Genomic DNA, 807 nt, shown 5'->3' on the forward strand with positions numbered 1-807 from the left:
TCGCGGAACATGCGCCCGACGAGACCCGACATGAACAAGAGCGGAATGAAAACCGCGATCAGCGACACCGTCAGCGAGATCACGGTGAAGCCGATCTCGCTGGCGCCCTTCAGCGAGGCCTCCATCGCGCTGTCGCCGTTCTCCATGTGACGGACGATGTTCTCGATCATGACGATGGCGTCGTCGACGACGAAGCCGGTGCCGATCGTGAGCGCCATCAGCGACAGATTGTCGAGGCTGAAGCCGGCAAAATACATGATGCCGAAGCTCGTGATCAGCGACAGCGGCAGGGCGACGCCCGCGATCACGGTGGCGCGCAACGAGCGCAGGAACAGCAGCACGACCAGCGTCACGAGCACGACGGCAAGGACCAGCGTGAACTGCACGTCGCGCACCGAGGCGCGGATAGTCACGGTGCGATCGGAGACGATGGTGAGGTTTACGCCGGCCGGGATCGCGCGCTGCACCTTCGGGATTTCCGCGCGAATCTGGCTGACCACGTCGATGACGTTGGCGCCGGGCTGGCGCTGAATGTCGATGATGACGGCCGGCGTGCCCTGGTACCAGCCGGCGGTGCGATCGTTTTCGAGGCCGTCGACGATCTGCGCGACATCGCCGATGGTGACCGGCGAACCGTTGCGATAGGCGATGATGACGGGCTTGTAGGCGTCGGCCGCGGCGATCTGGTCGTTGGCCGCGATGATGTAGGATTGCTGCGCGCCGTCGAGCGAGCCCTTCGGCCCCGAGACATTGGCATTGGCGATCGCGGTGCGCAGGTCCTCCATGGCGATGCCGTAGGCAGCAAGG

General features: G+C 64.7%; 1 pseudogene. It reads right to left on the minus strand.

What is annotated here, in order from left to right:
- Window positions 1-807, minus strand: a pseudogene (locus JHD07_RS03150) (efflux RND transporter permease subunit); the annotation flags it as partial.

The sequence above is a fragment of the Bradyrhizobium sp. genome, from assembly GCF_016462955.1.
In the GTDB taxonomy this organism is placed as follows: domain Bacteria; phylum Pseudomonadota; class Alphaproteobacteria; order Rhizobiales; family Xanthobacteraceae; genus Bradyrhizobium.